This is a genomic window from Rhodobacteraceae bacterium LMO-JJ12 (genome assembly GCA_021555075.1).
In the GTDB taxonomy this organism is placed as follows: Bacteria; Pseudomonadota; Alphaproteobacteria; order Rhodobacterales; family Rhodobacteraceae; genus JAKGBX01.
The window spans coordinates 2000460-2017866 of the sequence record JAKGBX010000001.1; the positions used below are offsets into that span (position 1 = coordinate 2000460).

General features: G+C 59.4%; 18 protein-coding genes. 7 read left to right on the forward strand and 11 right to left on the reverse strand.

Going from position 1 to position 17407, the window contains the following annotated elements; all coding sequences use genetic code 11:
• Positions 1-21 precede the first annotated feature (21 nt).
• From LZG00_09550 to LZG00_09560, 3 genes are all read left to right on the forward strand, one after another.
• Positions 22-1113: a UDP-3-O-(3-hydroxymyristoyl)glucosamine N-acyltransferase gene (locus LZG00_09550; protein ID MCF3594243.1), complete on the forward strand. Its 1092-nt coding sequence runs from the start codon at positions 22-24 to the stop codon at positions 1111-1113.
• A gap of 95 nt (positions 1114-1208) precedes the next feature.
• Positions 1209-1469 carry a phosphopantetheine-binding protein gene (locus LZG00_09555; GenBank protein ID MCF3594244.1) on the forward strand — a complete coding sequence of 87 codons (261 nt, stop codon included), beginning with the start codon at positions 1209-1211 and terminating at the stop codon, positions 1467-1469.
• Between the two features lie 7 nt (positions 1470-1476).
• Entirely contained in the window at positions 1477-2685 is a 1209-nt protein-coding gene (locus LZG00_09560; GenBank protein ID MCF3594245.1) for a beta-ketoacyl-[acyl-carrier-protein] synthase family protein, read from the forward strand.
• A 30-nt stretch (positions 2686-2715) separates the two neighbouring features.
• On the opposite strand, the gene LZG00_09565 is transcribed toward LZG00_09560, so the two are convergent.
• Positions 2716-3282 (reverse strand): NAD(P)H-dependent oxidoreductase, encoded by a 567-nt coding sequence (locus LZG00_09565; GenBank protein ID MCF3594246.1) that lies wholly within the window; start codon positions 3280-3282, stop codon positions 2716-2718.
• A gap of 189 nt (positions 3283-3471) precedes the next feature.
• Entirely contained in the window at positions 3472-4089 is a 618-nt protein-coding gene (locus LZG00_09570; protein MCF3594247.1) for an invasion associated locus B family protein, read from the reverse strand.
• 461 nt (positions 4090-4550) lie between these two features.
• On the opposite strand from LZG00_09570, the gene LZG00_09575 reads away from it, so the two are divergent.
• Complete coding sequence (locus tag LZG00_09575) at positions 4551-6101, forward strand: DUF853 domain-containing protein (protein MCF3594248.1); 1551 nt, start codon at positions 4551-4553, stop codon at positions 6099-6101.
• A 65-nt stretch (positions 6102-6166) separates the two neighbouring features.
• Here LZG00_09575 and LZG00_09580 read toward each other — a convergent pair whose 3' ends face one another.
• The 7 genes from LZG00_09580 to LZG00_09610 form a co-directional block, all read right to left on the reverse strand.
• Positions 6167-7498, reverse strand: a complete 1332-nt coding sequence (locus LZG00_09580) for a branched-chain amino acid ABC transporter permease (protein MCF3594249.1) — start codon at positions 7496-7498, stop codon at positions 6167-6169.
• The gene (locus tag LZG00_09585; protein MCF3594250.1) at positions 7495-8505 is read right to left on the reverse strand and encodes a branched-chain amino acid ABC transporter permease; all 1011 of its coding nucleotides are present in this window, start codon (positions 8503-8505) and stop codon (positions 7495-7497) included. Before LZG00_09585 ends, LZG00_09580 begins: the two co-directional genes overlap by 4 nt.
• Positions 8506-8856, reverse strand: coding sequence for a hypothetical protein (locus LZG00_09590; GenBank protein MCF3594251.1), 351 nt, complete (start codon positions 8854-8856; stop codon positions 8506-8508). It lies immediately after the preceding gene.
• A complete protein-coding gene (locus LZG00_09595) occupies positions 8853-9194 on the reverse strand; it encodes a hypothetical protein (protein ID MCF3594252.1) in 342 nt (113 codons plus the stop codon). Before LZG00_09595 ends, LZG00_09590 begins: the two co-directional genes overlap by 4 nt.
• A 50-nt stretch (positions 9195-9244) precedes the next feature.
• Positions 9245-10075 carry an ABC transporter ATP-binding protein gene (locus LZG00_09600; GenBank protein MCF3594253.1) on the reverse strand — a complete coding sequence of 277 codons (831 nt, stop codon included), beginning with the start codon at positions 10073-10075 and terminating at the stop codon, positions 9245-9247.
• 100 nt (positions 10076-10175) lie between these two features.
• Positions 10176-10958, reverse strand: coding sequence for an ABC transporter ATP-binding protein (locus LZG00_09605; GenBank protein ID MCF3594254.1), 783 nt, complete (start codon positions 10956-10958; stop codon positions 10176-10178).
• Positions 10959-11051: 93 nt separating this feature from the next.
• Positions 11052-12233, reverse strand: a complete 1182-nt coding sequence (locus LZG00_09610) for an ABC transporter substrate-binding protein (protein ID MCF3594255.1) — start codon at positions 12231-12233, stop codon at positions 11052-11054.
• Positions 12234-12412: 179 nt separating this feature from the next.
• On the opposite strand from LZG00_09610, the gene LZG00_09615 reads away from it, so the two are divergent.
• Both LZG00_09615 and LZG00_09620 read left to right on the forward strand, forming a co-directional pair.
• Positions 12413-13528 (forward strand): PQQ-dependent sugar dehydrogenase, encoded by a 1116-nt coding sequence (locus LZG00_09615; protein MCF3594256.1) that lies wholly within the window; start codon positions 12413-12415, stop codon positions 13526-13528.
• Between the two features lie 87 nt (positions 13529-13615).
• Entirely contained in the window at positions 13616-14032 is a 417-nt protein-coding gene (locus LZG00_09620) for a hypothetical protein (protein ID MCF3594257.1), read from the forward strand.
• 12 nt (positions 14033-14044) lie between these two features.
• On the opposite strand, the gene LZG00_09625 is transcribed toward LZG00_09620, so the two are convergent.
• Positions 14045-15049 (reverse strand): GlxA family transcriptional regulator, encoded by a 1005-nt coding sequence (locus LZG00_09625; GenBank protein MCF3594258.1) that lies wholly within the window; start codon positions 15047-15049, stop codon positions 14045-14047.
• Between the two features lie 160 nt (positions 15050-15209).
• Here LZG00_09625 and LZG00_09630 point away from each other — a divergent pair, with 160 nt between their 5' ends.
• A complete protein-coding gene (locus tag LZG00_09630; protein ID MCF3594259.1) occupies positions 15210-16577 on the forward strand; it encodes a 3-deoxy-7-phosphoheptulonate synthase class II in 1368 nt (455 codons plus the stop codon).
• A gap of 135 nt (positions 16578-16712) precedes the next feature.
• Here the strand turns inward: LZG00_09630 and LZG00_09635 are convergent, their stop codons facing one another.
• A complete protein-coding gene (locus tag LZG00_09635; GenBank protein MCF3594260.1) occupies positions 16713-17387 on the reverse strand; it encodes a PAS domain-containing protein in 675 nt (224 codons plus the stop codon).
• Between the last annotated feature and the right edge of the window lie 20 nt (positions 17388-17407).

Here is a 17407-nt window from a genome sequence, read left to right on the forward strand (position 1 = left end):
CCCGTAATACGGGGTGAGACCATGGGCCAGACAATCGCAGAAATCGCCGAGGCGCTCGGGGCGCAAGCCCTGGGCGCGCTCGATTTGGTAATCACCGGAGCGGCGGAACCCTCGGATGCCGGGCCAAACGATCTGGCCCTGGCGATGAGCGAGAAATACGCCGCCGGATTGGCCAATGGCCGCGCACGCGCGGCAATGCTCTGGCAGGGTGCCGACTGGCGCGCGCTTGGGTTGGAAGCGGCGATCATTCCGGCGCGTCCGCGCTATGCCATGGCGGGGCTGACTGCGGCGCTTGATCCCGGTCCGGGCTATATCAGCGGCATTCATCCCACCGCGATCATCGGCGAGGGCGTTGATTTGGGCGAGGGGATTTCTGTCGGACCCTATGCCGTGATCGGCGCGGGCGCGCGCATCGGCGCAGGCTCGGTTCTTGGGCCACAGGTTTATGTCGGCGTGGACAGTGAGATCGGGGCAGACGCGCTGCTGCATGTCGGGGCCAAGATAGGGCCACGTGTAAAGATCGGCGCGCGCTTTATCGGCCACCCCGGTATCTGCATCGGGATGGACGGGTTTTCGTTTGTTACCCCCGAGGTCAATGCCGTGGAAAAAGGCCGTGCCAGCCTTGGCGCAGAGACAGATGCACAGGCACAATCCTGGGTGCGCATTCATAGCCTCGGCGCGGTCGAGATCGGCGAGGATGTCGAGATCGGTTGCAACACATGCGTTGATGCGGGCACGATCCGCCCGACCCGGATCGGCAATCGCACCAAGATGGACAACCTTTGCCACATCGCACACAACGTCGTGGTCGGAGAAGATTGTCTTTTTGCCGGGATGGTCGGCATTGCGGGTTCGGCCACAATTGGCAACAACGTGGTGTTTGGCGGTCAGGTGGGCGTCAGCGACAATATCACCATCGGCGATGGCGTTGTTGGCGGCGGCGCGGCAGTGATCCTGTCGAAAGTACCGGCGGGACGCATGGTTCTGGGCTATCCGGCGGTCAAGATGGATCTGCATGTCGATATGTATAAGGCGCAACGTCGTCTGCCGCGAATGATGCAGGAACTTTCCGATATGAAGGCGCGGCTGGCAGCGCTTGAAGGCAAAAGCTGACGTGAGGATGTCTTGAAACTGTAGCAAATCCCTTGTTCCGCTTTCCCATCAAAACACTTACACCAGCGGCATCATTGATGCGGAGGATCTGAGAAATGAACATCAGAGACGAAGTGATCCGGATCATCGCCGAACAGGCGGTTCTGGAGCCATCCGACGTCACCGACGAGGCGACTTTGGAAAGCCTTGGCATAGACAGCCTCGGGCTGGTGGAATCGATCTTTGCCATTGAAGAGACATTCGATATCTCTGTGCCGTTCAACGCCAACGCGCCCGGGGAGAGCGATTTCGACATTTCCTCGGTGGCGTCGATCATTGCGGGCATCACCACGTTGGTGGCCGAGCAAAAGGGCTGAGGTGAAGATGCGCCGGGTTGTCATCACAGGGGCCGGAACGATCAACGCGCTTGGCCATAATGTGCCAGACACGCTCGCCGCCATGCGCGAGGGGCGCTGTGGTATCGGCCCGATAGACATTCCCGATGTCGACCGGCTGACCATCCAGATTGGCGGACAGGTCAAGGGGTTCGAGGCCGAAGGCATATTCAACCGCCAGCAGATGTCGCTCTATGACCGCTTTACCCAGTTCACTCTGGTCGCCGCACGCGAAGCCATCGCGCAATCGGGGCTTGAGTTTCACGGCGAGCTGGCAGCGCTTTCGGGGGTGGTTCTGGGCAACTCGGGCGGCGGAATGACAACGCTCGACGAGAATTACCGCAGCGTTTACGAGCAGGGCAAGAACCGGGTGCATCCATTTGTCGTGCCCAAACTGATGAACAATGCCGCCGCCAGCCATGTCAGCATGGAGTTCAACCTCAAAGGACCAAGCTTTACGGTCGCCTCGGCCTGTGCCAGCTCGAACCACGCAATGGCGCAGGCATTTCAGATGGTACGCACAGGCATGGCCCCGGTGATGATCTCGGGTGGTTCGGAATCGATGCTGTGTTTTGGCGGGGTCAAGGCTTGGGAGGGGTTGCGCGTGATGTCAAAGGACGCCTGCCGACCCTTCAGCGCCAATCGCAACGGCATGGTACAGGGTGAGGGCGCGGGTGTCTTCGTTTTCGAGGATTATGAGCACGCGAAACAACGCGGCGCAGAAATCCTGGCCGAGATGGCCGGTTTTGCCATGACCTCGGACGCCGCCGATATCGTGATGCCCAGCAAACAGGGCGCAGCGCGCGCCATCGCAGGCGCACTTGGCAATGCGCGGATGAACCCCGAAGATATCGGCTATATCAACGCCCATGGCACCGGCACGGCCGCCAATGACAAGACCGAATGCGCCGCCGTGGCGGATGTGTTCGGACGCCATGCAGACCATCTGATGATCTCGTCCACCAAGTCGATGCATGGTCATTTGATCGGCGGCACCGGTGCGGTCGAGCTTCTGGCCTGTATCATGGCGCTGCGCGATGGCGTGGTGGCGCCAACCATCGGCTATCAGGAATCGGACCCGGAATGTGCGCTCGATGTGGTGCCCAATCTGGCACGCGAGGCGCGGGTCGACGCGGCGCTTTCCAACGCCTTTGCCTTTGGCGGGCTCAATGCGGTGCTGGCGTTGCGCAAGGTCTGAAACCTCGCGCAACACCTGATTTCTCGCCGCTCAGGCGGCTTTGGACAGTGCCACGGCTGCGCCCAGATCGGCCAACAGCTTGCCAAGAGTTTCGCTCAAGTCGGCATCGCTCAGCGCGCCTTCTTGCGCATCAAACACATCATTGAAATTGGCAACGCTCAACGTGCCTTTCAGATCCGCGCCAAAGAACGGTGCCGACACCTTGGCTGCGCCAAGAACGCTTGCTGCACCACCCGGACCAGGCGAGGCGGCAAGAATGACTGTCGGCTTGCCCTGATAGACTTCCTTGCCCAGACGCGAAGTCCAGTCGAACAGGTTTTTGTAGGCCGCGGAGTAGTGCCCGTTGTGCTCGGCCAGAGAGATCAGAAGGGCATCGGCGCCGGCAATCCGGGCCAGAAAGTCACGCGCCAATTGCGGGACGCCGCTTTCGGCTTCGCGGTCGGCAGAATAGAGCGGCATTTCGAAATCATTGATGTCGAGCACGTCAATCTGCGCCTCGGGTGCAATTTCGGATTTGAACCGTTCGGCCGCGTGGCGCACGAGTTTGGCGTTGATTGATTTGCTACTGTTGCTGGCTGCAAAAGCGAGAAGTCTCATGGGCGAGTCCTTTGGAATCGTTGCTTGTTCTGACCCCTATATGGGTCACTGTGCCCTTGGAAAAAATCTCCGCCAATGCTCAGCAGCTGTGCGCATGCGCACAATAACCACCCAAGCGTGCAAAAAAGACCGCACCCATGGGCGCGGCCTCTATGACATGTCGGTATCGTGCGTTGTGGCGCGCGGTGATCAGTTCTCGATTACCGAGGCCGCGTTATACCCATTGGTGAACCCGCTGAGCGACATCTTCAGCACGACCTTCTGATCGGGCGCGGGGGCGGGCACCAGTGTGACGCTGGCGGCGGCGCCTTTCTTGAAGGCGGCGATATCCTCTGCAGTAAAGCCGATACGCGCAACACAGCCGATCGGCGTGCAGAACGAGAACGGATAGCGTTTGCCTTTGCCGCTATCAACTGCGACGGTCAACTGCGCCGTCAGCAGGGTTTCCAGAGGCACCGTCACAGTCGCGCCGGCAACCGCCTTGCCATCTGCGGGCAGGCGGAACAGCGCCACTTCGGCCACATCCGTGCCCTGCTCATCCTTGAGCAACTGGTAAAGCTGGCAAGGTTCTTCGCCCTCCGTGACCGGAAAGCATTGCAGCTTCCAGTCGCCATGCTCTGCCTTGATATAAGGTTCCAGGGCTTGCGGCGTGTTCTCTTCACCAAGGCTGAGATTGTCGCCAATGCCTTCTGTTTGCGTCGGCTCGGCGGCGCTGTCTGCGGGCGCGGGCGTTGTCTCTTGCGCGATGGCGCCCTGAGTCAGCGCCATAAGCGCGATGAGTGGAAGCGTGGTCAGAAGTCTGGGCATCTTGTTCCCCGTCATTAAATTGGTCCAATTCTCTGCTGGCGATCTAACATGACGTGCCGCCCATGTCAGCGCAAAAGCGTGTGCGATGCAGCCGGATACAGCGGATTTCTGCTCTTGCGGCGGCATTTGCATACGGGAGTTGATGTTCGCGCCGATGGCGCCAGGATACTCAGATATGAGAAAGAGGCCCGAAGGCCTCTTTCTCTTTTTTCTCCCCGTCGGACTGGCCGACTTAGTCATTGAGGCGACGCTATGATTTTTGGAACGTTGCGTCAACAGCCTTTCTCAGCTTGATTTATCCGAAAAAAAAGCGCCGCACCCAAAGGCGCGGCGAGTTTGACAGCGAGGAAGTCTACCCGGCACCAAGAGGACGCTAGGCCCCGGGTCAAGCTTGACACTGACACGAAAAGATTAAGGTTGTATGTGCGGTGCATTGGCAATGAAAAGCGGGGGGCATGTCCTTGGAAAATACGGTGTTTATCGGCGGCGGCGGCGAAGGCTATGGCACGAAGCAGGGCCTGAGCCTTAAATATGCCAACCGGCACGGGCTGATCGCGGGGGCCACGGGCACCGGCAAGACCGTGACCTTGCAGATTCTCGCAGAAGGGTTTTCCGCCGCGGGCGTGCCAGTATTCATGTCGGATGTGAAAGGCGACCTTTCGGGGCTGGCCAAGCCTGGATCGGCAGGTTTCAAGCTGCACGAAGCCTTTAGCAGCCGCGCCACCAAGATCGGCTTTGATGACTACACCTATCAGGGCTTTCCGGTGACATTCTGGGACTTGCTGGGCGAACAGGGCCATCCGGTACGCACCACCGTGGCCGAAATGGGACCGCTGCTTCTGAGCCGACTGATGGAATTGTCCGAGGCGCAGGAGGGCATCTTGAACATTGCCTTCCGCCTGTCCGATGAGGAGGGGTTGCCGCTGCTCGATCTCAAGGATTTGCAGGCGTTGCTGGTCTGGGTTGGCGAAAATCGTGCCAAGCTGTCTCTGCGCTATGGCAATATTTCGGTGCAATCCATCGGCGCGATTCAGCGCCGTTTGCTGGTTCTGGAAAATCAGGGCGGCGCCAAGCTGTTTGGCGAACCTGCACTGGAGCTGTCTGACATCATGATGAACGATGCGCAGGGCAGGGGGCGGATCAATATTCTGGCCGCAGACAAGCTGATGAACAGCCCCCGGCTCTATGCCACATTTCTGCTTTGGCTGCTGTCCGAATTGTTCGAAGTGCTTCCCGAGGTGGGCGACCCGGACAAGCCCAGGCTGGTGTTTTTCTTTGATGAGGCGCATCTGCTATTTGATGACGCCCCGAAGGCGCTTGTTGACAAGGTGGAACAGGTCGCGCGGCTGATCCGCTCCAAGGGGGTCGGTGTCTATTTCATCACCCAGAACCCGGCCGACGTGCCCGAGGATATCCTCGGGCAGCTTGGCAACCGGGTGCAGCACGCGCTGCGCGCCTTCACCGCGCGCGACCGCAAGGCGCTGCGGCTGGCGGCAGAAACCTACCGCGAGAACCCGGATTTCGACATCGAGGAAGCTATACGCGAAGTCGGTGTTGGCGAGGCCGTCACCTCGATGCTGGAGAACAAGGGCGTGCCGGGCGTGGCGCAACGCACGTTGATCCGCCCGCCCTCGTCCCAGCTTGGGCCGATCGAGCCGGGCGAGCGCGCGGCGTTGATCAACGGCTCGCCGATTGCCGGCAAATACGAAGAACTGCTCGACCGCCGCTCGGCCTATGAGATATTGGCCAAGCGGGCGGCGGATGCGGCCAAGGCAGCGGAAGAGGCCGAAGACAAGGAAGCGGAAATGGAGATGGCCGAGCGTGAATTCAACGCCGGGCGGCGCTATTCGGGGAGCCGGGTCGGACGCTCGACCTCGCGCAGTACAAGGAAGGCGCGCAAGGATGAAAGCTTTGGCGAGGCCATCACCCGCAACGTGATGAAAGAGCTGAGCGGCACCACCGGGCGGCGCATCGTGCGCGGCCTTTTTGGCGGGCTGTTCAAGGGGCGCTGAACCGGGGCCGGTTTTGCACCCCGTCCCGGATCAAGCCCGGGGCGGGGTTTGCAGCGAAGGCCGCCTCACTTCTCCGGGATCAACCCGCGTGGAGAGAACCTGAGCACCAGGAGCAATACCACCCCCATGGTCAAGAGCCGCATATGCGCCACGCTGTCGAGCAGGTGCAGCTTGAGCGCGCTGTCGTTTGCCATGCCCGAGGTGATGATATCCATCAAAAAGGCACCCATCGGTTCGACCTGTACCCAGAGGAACCAGATCAGGAAGCCGCCCAGCACCGCACCCAGATTGTTGCCCGATCCGCCGACAATCACCATCACCCAGACCAGGAAGGTAAAGCGCAGCGGCTGATAGGTGCCCGGTGTCAATTGCCCGTCAAGCGTAGTGATCATCGCGCCGGCAATGCCACAGATCGCGCTGCCGAGAATGAACACCTGCAAATGCCGCGCGGTCACGTCCTTGCCCATGGCTTCGGCCGCCACTTCGTTGTCACGGATCGCACGCATCATCCGTCCCCACGGGCTTTTCAGCGCCTTTTGCGCCATCCACAGGAGGATCAGCAACACGATAAGAAAGAGCACCGCATAGCCCAACTTGACCCAAAGCGTTGACGCCGTGACCGGGTCAATCCCCAAGCCCTCGGCGCGATCCACAAACGCGAGATTCTGTTGCAGGTCGATTTCGTTGGGCACCGGGCGGGGCAGGCCGATCACATTCTTCACGCCGCGCGCCAGCCAGTCCTCGTTCTTCATCACGGCGATGATGATTTCGGCAATGCCCAGCGTGGCAATCGCCAGATAATCCGAGCGCAGCCCGAGAGCGGTCTTGCCGATCAGCCATGCGGCACCGGCCGCCAACAACCCGCCGACCGGCCAGGCAATCAGCGTGATCCAGCCGCAGGCCTTGAAATCGGTGCAGAAGTTCAGCCCGCCGATATGGCCAGCACTTGCAGGGTTGATCGCTTCAACCGCTGCTACACCCGCATCAAACACGGCGCGGAAAACGAAGAATCCAACCACCAGGATTGCAATCATCGCAATGTTGCGGGTGCGCCCGGCAGGCATCTTTTTATAGGCAAATACCGTCGCCACGATGGTGCCGGCACCCAGGGCCAGCCCGCCAAGAACGCGCGCACCGCCCGCCGCCCAGGCCTCGGTTTCCGGCGGCATGGAGACCAGAACCGTGGCCAGCCCGCCAAGCGCGACAAACCCCATGACACCGACGTTGAACAGCCCGGCAAACCCCCATTGCAGGTTCACCCCCAGCGCCATGATTGCGCTGACCAGCCCCATGTTGAGAATAAACAGGGCCGAGTTCCACGATTGCATGAACCCGGTCAGCAGGATCAAACAACCAACGAAGGCAAAAAGAAGCGTATTTCTCATTGTCTCGGTCATACCGACTGTCCTTTGAAAAGGCCCGTGGGCTTGAAGAGAAGCACAATCAGCAGAATGACGAAGCTGACGGCGAATTTGTAATCGGTTGAGAGCAACTGAACGAGCCCGCTCGGTTCGAGGCTCTCTGGCAGGGCATACACCAACACTTTCTTCCAGGCGTAGGTGATGGTCACTTCTGAGAATGCGATCACGAACCCGCCCGCGATGGCCCCCAGCGGACTGCCAAGGCCCCCGACAATGGCGGCGGCAAAGATCGGCAACAGAAGTTGGAAATAGGTGAACGGCTTGAAGCTCTTGTCGAGGCCATAGAGCGTACCCGCGATGGTGGCGAGACCAGCGACAATCATCCAAGTATAAAGCACCACCCGCTCGGGGTTGATGCCCGACAGCAGCGCCAGATCCTCGTTGTCGGAATAGGCGCGCATCGACTTGCCCGTGCGGGTGCGGTTCAAGAACCAGAACAGCACGGCCACAACGATGATCGCCGTGATCACGGTGATGCCCTGCGTGGTCTTGATCGCCAGCCCTTCGTCAAGCCCGGTCAGTTCCTTGAACTTGCGCACCGAAACGATGAACCGTTCGCCGTCGGAAAAACGTTGATCGCCGGGGCCGATGATAAAGCGCACCAGCCCGTTCATGATGAACATTACGCCCATTGAGACGATCACAAGGATCACCGGCTTGGCCTTTTGCGCGCGATAGAAGTGATAGACCGCGCGATCGGTAAAGAGCAGCAACGCAATACAGCCCAATATGCCAAACGGCAGCGCCAACAACGCGGTGGGCAGGGGGCCAAAACTGATCCCCATAGATTGGAACCACCACGTAAACAGAACGGTGACCATCGCACCAAAGGCCATCGTGTCGCCGTGGGCAAAATTCGAGAAACGCAAGATGCCATAGATCAGCGTGACCCCTAGAGCGCCTAGCGCAAGCTGGCTCCCATAGGTGATCGCGGGGATCAATACGAAGTTAGAGAGCGCCACTAAGGCGTTGATTAGATCCATTCAGAAGGCTCCCTCGCAATGGCCAAGGTAAGAGATCACTTGCGGCCCATCATTGGTGTGGCTGGTCATCCGCGCGGCGGTGGGTGTGATCGACATCAAGTATTCTGCACCCTGTCCGCTGGCAAAAAGTGTGGTCAGCGTGTCAGTTTCCTTGACCGCGACGATAATCATGTTGCCTGTTTGCATGCTCAGAGCCTCGGCCCCGATATCCACTTCGACTTCGTATGCTGCCGTCTGACAGGCTTCGGCCTCGTAACATTCGGTGGTGAAGGTGCAGGGGAAGGCCGCCGCTTGGGTGGTAAGCAAACCAGATGTTATGGCAGTCAATGTGCTGGCAACGTGGAGATTCATTTGTCGTCCTCACACCGCAAGACGAACTGACCCTGGCTTCCGGTTCCGTGGGCATATGTCATGACCAGGCTGTTGCGCGCGTTGTCCAATTGGACAATCGCAAGCGTGTGCGAGTCCTGCATCAGATAGATGTTGCTGTCCTTAACGCGGGAAAATTCCTCTACCAGCGGTGGGGCAAAAAGGATGAGCGTTTTTTCGTCCTCTGAGCGGATGACTGTTGCGGACTTCAGGTTGTCTGCTTTGCAATCTGGCGCTGCGTCACCGCTGTAGGGCGTGTAGTTACATTGCGAAATGGCGGTACACTCATAAAAATCCGCGGCAGAAACCGGTCCGGCCATCGCCGTGACCAGAATCGTGCCTGTCAGAAATCCAAGGCCCGCTCGCATCCTCATCCCCCGAGAAAACTTTGGCGCACTTCGGGATCAGCCAAGAGTTCCTGCCCCGTGCCAGTATGACCATTCGCCCCTTGCACCAGAACATAACCGCGATCGGCAATTTCCAGCGCCTGACGCGCGTTCTGTTCAACCATCAGAACCGGCAGGCCGGTGCGCGCCACCTCGATGATGCGGTCAAACAGTTCGTCCATCACGATGGGGGAGACCCCGGCGGTCGGTTCGTCCAGCATCAATACCTTGGGTTGGGTCATCAAGGCCCGCCCCACCGCGACCTGCTGGCGCTGTCCGCCCGAAAGCTCGCCTGCGGGTTGGTTGCGTTTTTCCTTCAGGATCGGGAACAGGTCATAGACCTGCGCCATGGTGCCCGAGAAATCATCGGTGCGGATGAACGCCCCCATTTCGAGATTCTCCTCAACCGTCAGCGAGGTGAAGATGTTCGAGGTTTGCGGCACAAAGCCCATGCCGCGCCCGACACGGTCCTGCGGGCTAAGCGCCGAGATATCCTCGCCATCGAGCAACACCCGCCCGGCGCGCAGATCGAGCATACCGAAGACCGCCTTCATCGCGGTCGACTTGCCCGCACCGTTGGGGCCGACGATGACCGCGATCTCACCCTTGTTCACGGCGATGGTGCAATCATGCAGGATGTCGGGGCCGTTTTTGCCATAACCGCCGGTCATGCTCTCGCCGATCAGGAAGGGGCTGTCGCCTTCGACACGCGAGGTCTTGCCGCTTTTCTTCAACGGAATCTCGCCCTGCGGCCTGCCGCTGGTGATGCTGCGGTCCTTGTTGCCGCGGTCGTCTTGATAGGGGTTCTGGCTCATGGCTGGCCCTGTCTGATGGTGGCGCTCATAGATCTTTGCTCCTGTCGCAAAGCCGCCCGTCGCAGATTGTCGCTACGTGCCGGGGGCAGGGTGGCGTAAATCATGCGCCGACCTTGTCCTTGTGCTTCAATCCGGTGCCGAGATAGGCCTCGATCACATGTTCGTTGGCCTTGATCTCGGCCAATGTGCCCTCGGCCAGAACCTTGCCCTCGGCCATGCAGATCACCGGATCGCAAAGCTTTTCGATAAAATCCATATCGTGCTCGATCACCACGAAGGTATAGTCGCGCTCCTGATTCAGCCGGATAATCGCATCGCCGATGGTGTTGAGCAGCGTTCGGTTCACCCCCGCGCCGACCTCATCGAGAAACACGATCCTGGCATCGACCATCATGGTGCGGCCCAACTCCAGCAGTTTCTTCTGACCGCCCGAAATCTGCCCGGCCTTGTGGTCGGCCAGATGCTCGATGGTCAGAAACTCCAGCACCTCATCGGCCTTGGCCGCCAGCGCGCGTTCTTCATCAGCAATCCGCTTGCGCCCGAACCATGTGTTCCACAGCGTTTCGCCCGACTGCGCACCAGGCACCATCATCAGGTTCTCGCGGCAGCTCATCGAGCTGAATTCATGCGCAATCTGGAACGTGCGCAGCAAACCCTTGTGAAACAGCGTATGCGGCGGCAGGCCGGTTATATCCTCGCCCTTCATGAAGACGCGCCCGGAGGTTGGTTGAAGAACCCCTGCGATCACATTGAAAAGAGTGGTTTTTCCCGCGCCATTTGGCCCGATCAGCCCGGTAATCGAGCCTTCGGCAATTTCAAGCGTAGCGCCATCAACGGCATGAAAGCCGCCAAAATGTTTGTGCACGTCTTGGACGCGGATCATGCACTTTCCCCCTGATAAACTGAGCTTTGCTCTATTTTTTGGTTTGAAACGGCCCGGAAATCTCCGGGCCGCTCCAAGTCTTCAAACCCGCGATTAGCGGAATTTAACGGTTGTGATCTTGCCGTCTTTGAAGGTGATCTGGCGATAGTTGCCCGCCGATTCACCGGGGCCAATCAGTTCAACTGCGGTGGCGCCGACATAATCGATATCGGTGCCCGCCTTGATCAGGTCGAGCGCTTTGCCCAACTCGCCGGGATAGATTTTTTCACCCGGTGCGTTGGCGACGTCCATCACCTTGTCTTTATAGGCTTGGCTGTCGGTTGACCCTGCCGCCTGCATGGCCAGCATGATCAGAGCTGCAGCGTCATAAGATTCCGGCGAGAATGCCCCGGTCGGATCAAACGCATCGCCAGCCAACTCTTGGAATTTGGTCGCGCCCGGGCTGTCGGTGCCGGGAAGCTGTCCGGTGGAGCCGTCGATTTCCGAACCGAAATTTTCTTCCAGCTTCGAGCCGATCATACCGTCGGGGAAGTGGAAGGTGTCAAACGCGCCGGAATCAAGAGCAGCGCGCACGATGCCCGACCCGCCTTGGTCAACATACCCGGCCACAACCAGACGATCGCCGCCCGCAGAGGCCAGCGCGCCGACTTCAGCCGAATAGTCGGCTTTGCCGTCTTCGTGTGCTGCGCTGATGGTGACAGTGCCGCCAGCCGCTTCGTAAGCCGCTTGGAACGCATCGGCGAGACCTTTACCATAGTCGTTGTTGGTATAGGTCACGGCAACGCTCTTGATGCCTTCTTCCATCAGAACGTCGGTCATCACGACACCCTGACGGGCATCAGACGGCGATGTGCGGAAAAACAGCCCGTTGTCTTCAGCGGTCGACAGGCCCGGCGAAGTTGCCGAAGGCGAAACCATCACGACGCCGTTGGGCATGGCGACGTTGCTGAGAATTGCGCCGGTCACGCCCGAGCAATCCGCGCCCATGATACCTTTGACGCCGTCCGACGTGATCAGACGTTCAGCAGCAGCCGTGGCCGCAGCCGAGTCGATGCAGGTCGAGTCCGCGCGCACAGGCGTGACGGTCGAGCCATCCAGCAGCTTGCCGCTATCGGACACTTCTTTCATCGCCAGTTCGGCACCCGCGCCCATGTCAGGCGTGATCGATTCGAGCGGGCCGGTGAAGCCCAGAATTACGCCGATCTTGATATCTTCGGCGAATGCAGCACCCGACATCAGAGCCGTTGCAGCCGTAGCCATTAGCAGTTTTTTCATGTTTTCTTCTCCCGAGTTGGATATTTAGGTCCGGCCCGGAGCCTATGCGTGAATTTTTCAAAAGGAAAGTAGCTTGATGAGTGAAAAGTTTCAAATCCGTGATCGGACGTGAACGCAAACATGGCTTTCTTGTCAGTCGGATGATGTTAAATTGCTTTCACACCGCAAAGGAGCACGAGATGCGCGCCACAAGGTTCACCCTGACCCTGATTCCCCATGCCTTTGCAATCTGGTGCGCGCTGACGTTGGCTGCGTTCGCTCAGGGGGGCGGTGCAATCACAGTGGCCAAGCCGGAAAAGATGGCCGACGGGTTCAATATACCGTGGTCTTTGGCGTTTCTACCGGGCGACGATATGCTGATCAGCGAACGCGGCGGGCGGCTCTGGCGGCTGGCAGCTGATGGTACGCGTCAACAGGTAAGCGGCGTGCCAAAGGTGGTAGCACAAGGGCAGGGCGGGTTGTTTGATATCGTCGTGGCGCGCGATTTTGCCCGCACCGGCGCGGTCTTTCTTAGCTATGCCAAACCCCAGGGCGCGGGGGTCGGCACCGCTCTTGCTGTGGCGCGGCTCAATGGCAACCGGCTGGAAAACCTCAAGGTGATCTTCGAGATGGCGCCGGGCAGCACGGGCGGGCGCCATTTTGGCGGGCGAATCGTGGAAGCGCGCGACGGCACTCTTTTTCTGACGCTGGGTGAGCGCGGTGACAGGCCCGCCGCCCAGGATATCTCCAGACACAATGGCACTGTCATTCGCGTAAACCGCGACGGCGCAGTGCCGCGCGACAACCCCTTTAGCGCAACCAACGGCGCGCAACCTGAAATCTGGTCTTACGGGCATCGCAATCCGCAAGGCGCAACACTTGATGCATCGGGGCGGCTCTGGGTTGTGGAACACGGGGCAAAAGGCGGCGACGAGGTGAACGCGATCAAACGCGGCGCCAATTACGGCTGGCCAGTGATCTCTTTTGGGCGGCACTATTCCGGCGCGAAGATCGGCGAGGGCACGCAAAAGCCGGGCATGGAGCAACCTGCCTTCTATTGGGATCCCTCGATTGCGCCCTCTGGTTTGGTCATTCATTCCGGGCGCGGTTGGCCTGCACTCAAGGCGCACATGCTGATCGGCTCGTTGAAATACGATCATATCGCCGTCTTGTCGCCCGGCGCCAAACGCCAGGTCGCGACGATCAAATCGCCCGAAACCGCCCGTGTGCGCGATGTGCGCGAAGGGCCGGATGGTGCGATCTGGTTTCTCTCCGAAGGGAAGGGGGCGCTCTATCGCATCGCACCGCCCGGATAATCACCGTCCCTCTGCTCCACCCTTGGAATTGGGGAAAAACCCACTAGGGTAAGCCAGAGGATATTTTTAGAAGACGGAGATTTTGGAATGAAACGCATTTTTCTGCTGATTGCATTCGTGTGTTTGCCGCATTGGGCCATGGCCGAAGAAGCCGACAGCCTTTTCGCGAATTATGCCGCCTATGACGCCTATGTCGACAAGACGATCACGACCCGCGAATGGAGCGCCTTTGTAAAGAAGATGGGCGGACGCGATGAATACTCTGCCGAAGAGCTGGCCAATATCGAAAAGCAGTTCAACGCGCTGTTTCCGCGCAACTTCACCGCGCGCACGATCTTCAACGAAGAAGATCTTGGCGGCAATATCCGCCGCGAGGCACGGGTTTTCTGGGGCGGCGGACGTTACCTGTTCTTTTATGCCATCATGCATGAGCGCAGCGACGCGCTTGTGGTGCTGAACTTCACGCTCAACACCAAGATCGAAAAAATCATGGCCAAGTTCTGAGCAGCACCCCGCTCAGATCGACAGGCGCGAGGCGTGGCTGCCACGCTCGCGATAGGGCGTGGTGTCGTAATGCGCGCGGTAGCATTTCGAAAAATGACTGGGCGAGGCAAAACCACAGGCCAGCGCCACGTTGATCACGCTCATATCCGTCTGCATCAGAAGGTTGCGCGCCTTTTGCAGGCGCAGTTCCATGTAATACCGTTTGGGTGAACGGTTGAGGTAGCGGCGGAACAAACGTTCCAGCTGGCGCGTGCTCATGCCAACATCGCGCGCCAGAATCGACGGGCTGATCGGCTCTTCGATATTGGATTCCATCATCTGGATCACTTGGGAAAGCTTGGGGTGGCGCACGCCGATACGGGTCGGCACGCTGAGACGCTGGGTGTCCTGATCGGTGCGAATCGAGGAATAGATCTGCTGATCGGCCACCGCATTGGCCAATGCCTCGCCATGTTCATCCGCAATCAGTTTCAGCATCAAGTCAATCGACGAGGTGCCGCCCGCCGTCGTCATCCGGTTGCCATCGACCACAAACACCGATTTGGTCAGATTAACCTCTTCGAATTCTTCGGTGAAGCTGTCCTGGTTCTCCCAATGGATGGTGGCGCGTTTGCCATCCAGTAGCCCCGCCTTGGCCAACGTATAGGCCGCCGTGCACAAGCCCCCGATGCGCAACCCCTTGCGTGCCTCGCGCCGAAGCCAGCCAACGAATTTCTTGGAGCTGTTTTTCTTGATGTCGATGCCGCCACAGACCAACAGCGTGTCGTCACGGTGCAAGTCCCCCAGATCCCCATCGAGATGAAAGCCGGTACCCGCCGAACAATTCGCAACCTCGCCGCCTTCACCCACCAGCGTCCAGCTGTAAAGCGAACGATCCGCCATTCGGTTGGCCAGTCGCAAACACTCCACTGCCGAGGCAAAACTGAGCAGCGTAAAATCATCCAGCAACGCAAACACGAAACGGTGCGTGCGTCGGGTGTCACTTGTGACTTCTACTGTATGCCTCTGATCCGACATGCGCCGGTTTCCTTCGTTGCTTTGTCTGCGACGAAAGTGGTCGCATTCGACCCAGATGGACACGGGTGCGTTGCCACGTCAAGAGTGCGATTCGGGTGTGGTCAGTCAGCGCCGCGTTTTGTATAGAGAGCACCGCAGATCATGTGACCGGAGAAAGACAATGACTGACTGGCAAAAATCCGGCTGGCGCGCCAAACCACGCGTACAGATGCCGGACTATACGGATAGCGCCGCGCTGAAAGCCGTCGAAGCTCAGCTTGCGAAATATCCGCCGCTTGTCTTTGCCGGCGAGGCGCGTGCCCTCAAGCAACAGCTCGGTGCCGCCGCGCGCGGTGAAGCGTTCCTGTTGCAGGGCGGCGATTGCGCCGAAAGTTTCGAACAATTCAGTGCAGATGCGATCCGCGACACCTTCAAGGTGATGTTGCAGATGGCGATGGTGCTGACCTATGGCGCCAAGGTACCGGTGGTCAAAGTTGGTCGCATGGCCGGGCAATTCGCCAAGCCGCGCAGCGCGCCGACCGAAGTGATCGACGGCATTGAGCTGCCAAGCTATCGCGGCGACATCATCAACGAGCTTGAGTTCAGCGAAAGCGCGCGCACGCCCGATCCCGCCAAGATGCTGCAAGCCTATACCCAGGCAGCGGCGACACTGAACCTGCTGCGGGCTTTTTCCACCGGCGGTTATGCCGATGTGAATCAGGTCCACAGCTGGATTCTCGGGTTTGCCGAAGGCGGAAACGCCGAACGTTATCGCGAGATGGCAAGCCGGATTACCGACACGCTCGATTTCATGACCGCTGCCGGGGTTAACAGCGCACGTTCCGCGGCGCTGCATCAGGTCAATTTCTACACCAGCCATGAATCGCTTCTGCTGGAGTATGAAGAGGCGCTGACCCGGATCGATTCGACCTCGGGAAAATGGCTGGCCGGGTCCGGGCATTTCCTGTGGATCGGCGATCGCACCCGCGACCCCGATGGCGCGCATGTCGAATTCCTGTCGGGTGTGCAAAACCCGATCGGTGTAAAATGCGGCCCCACGATGGAGCCTGACGATCTCAAACGACTGCTAGCCAAGCTGAACCCGAAAAACGAATCCGGGCGGCTGACGCTGATCGCGCGGTTCGGCGCGGGCAAGGTCGGCGAACACCTGCCGCGCCTCATCCGCACGATCAAGGAAGAGGGCGCAGATGTGCTCTGGGTCTGCGATCCGATGCACGGCAATACCATCAAATCGGCCAGCGGCTATAAAACTCGGCCATTTGACTCGGTGCTGCGTGAAGTGCGGGAATTCTTTGCAGTGCACAAAGCCGAAGGCACCGTGCCCGGTGGCGTGCATTTCGAGATGACGGGTCAGGACGTGACCGAATGCACCGGCGGCGTACGTGCGGTCAGCGACGAGAACCTCTCAGATCGCTATCACACCGCATGTGATCCGCGTCTCAATGCCTCGCAATCGCTCGAACTGGCCTTCCTTGTTGGCGAAGAGCTGACTGCGGCGCGGGCCGCAAAACAGGCGGAAGCCGTCTGATCTTTGCCTCGCAAGTTGTTGCCATAAAATCAGAAAACCCGGGGGAAGGAACCACCCCCGGGTTTTTTCGTGTTCTGATTGGCGGCTCTTGCGGGTCTGACCTCCCGCCTGAACCGCACGATTATCAGGCCACGTTCACTCGTCAGTCTTAACCAGTTTGAGATAGCCCGGGCGCCGGGTCGTCGCGCCTTCGCCTGTCTGATCGAATCGAAACGCCGTGCCCGACTCGCATAGTCCGTTGCTCTGCGGCGTCTTGTGGCGTCTCAGGTCTGGCGCGCCCGAGGCGGGCGGTGATTTGGCGATATCGCCAATCTCATCCAGATCGCTGCGCAAAATGTTGAATCGGCGCGGTGCCCGTCCGATGTTCCCCTGACTGTCAAAACAGCCCAAAACCCGCGTGATCTCGCCAAAATCGCTTCTGAGCGGCAAGAGCAGCATACGTCCTTCAAGCGGCGGCTTGCCGATCCCGGTTTCGGCGCTCATCTGTACGCGCGCCTTGCATGGCCCGGTCATGACCTGTTCAAGTGTCTCGGAAAACCCCGCGCGCCCGTTGGGTGGCACAAACGAGGTTATCGGCATGCCGCGCACCTCCATCCCCATGACATCCGACAGATGCGAACCCGCAACGCGCAACCGCGCCAGTCCGGGAGCGATCCGCTCAAGGATGAAGGCATATTCCAGCGCGTCTTCGATGCCGCGCGGATCAATATCCGAGCGCATCGGCACATCTCGCCCCTGGCGCAGCCCCTCCCAATAAGCTTCGACCTGGCTGAGCGCGAGAAACCGTGATTCCTGCTGATAGCCGGACATCGTAACTACATTCCCGCCGT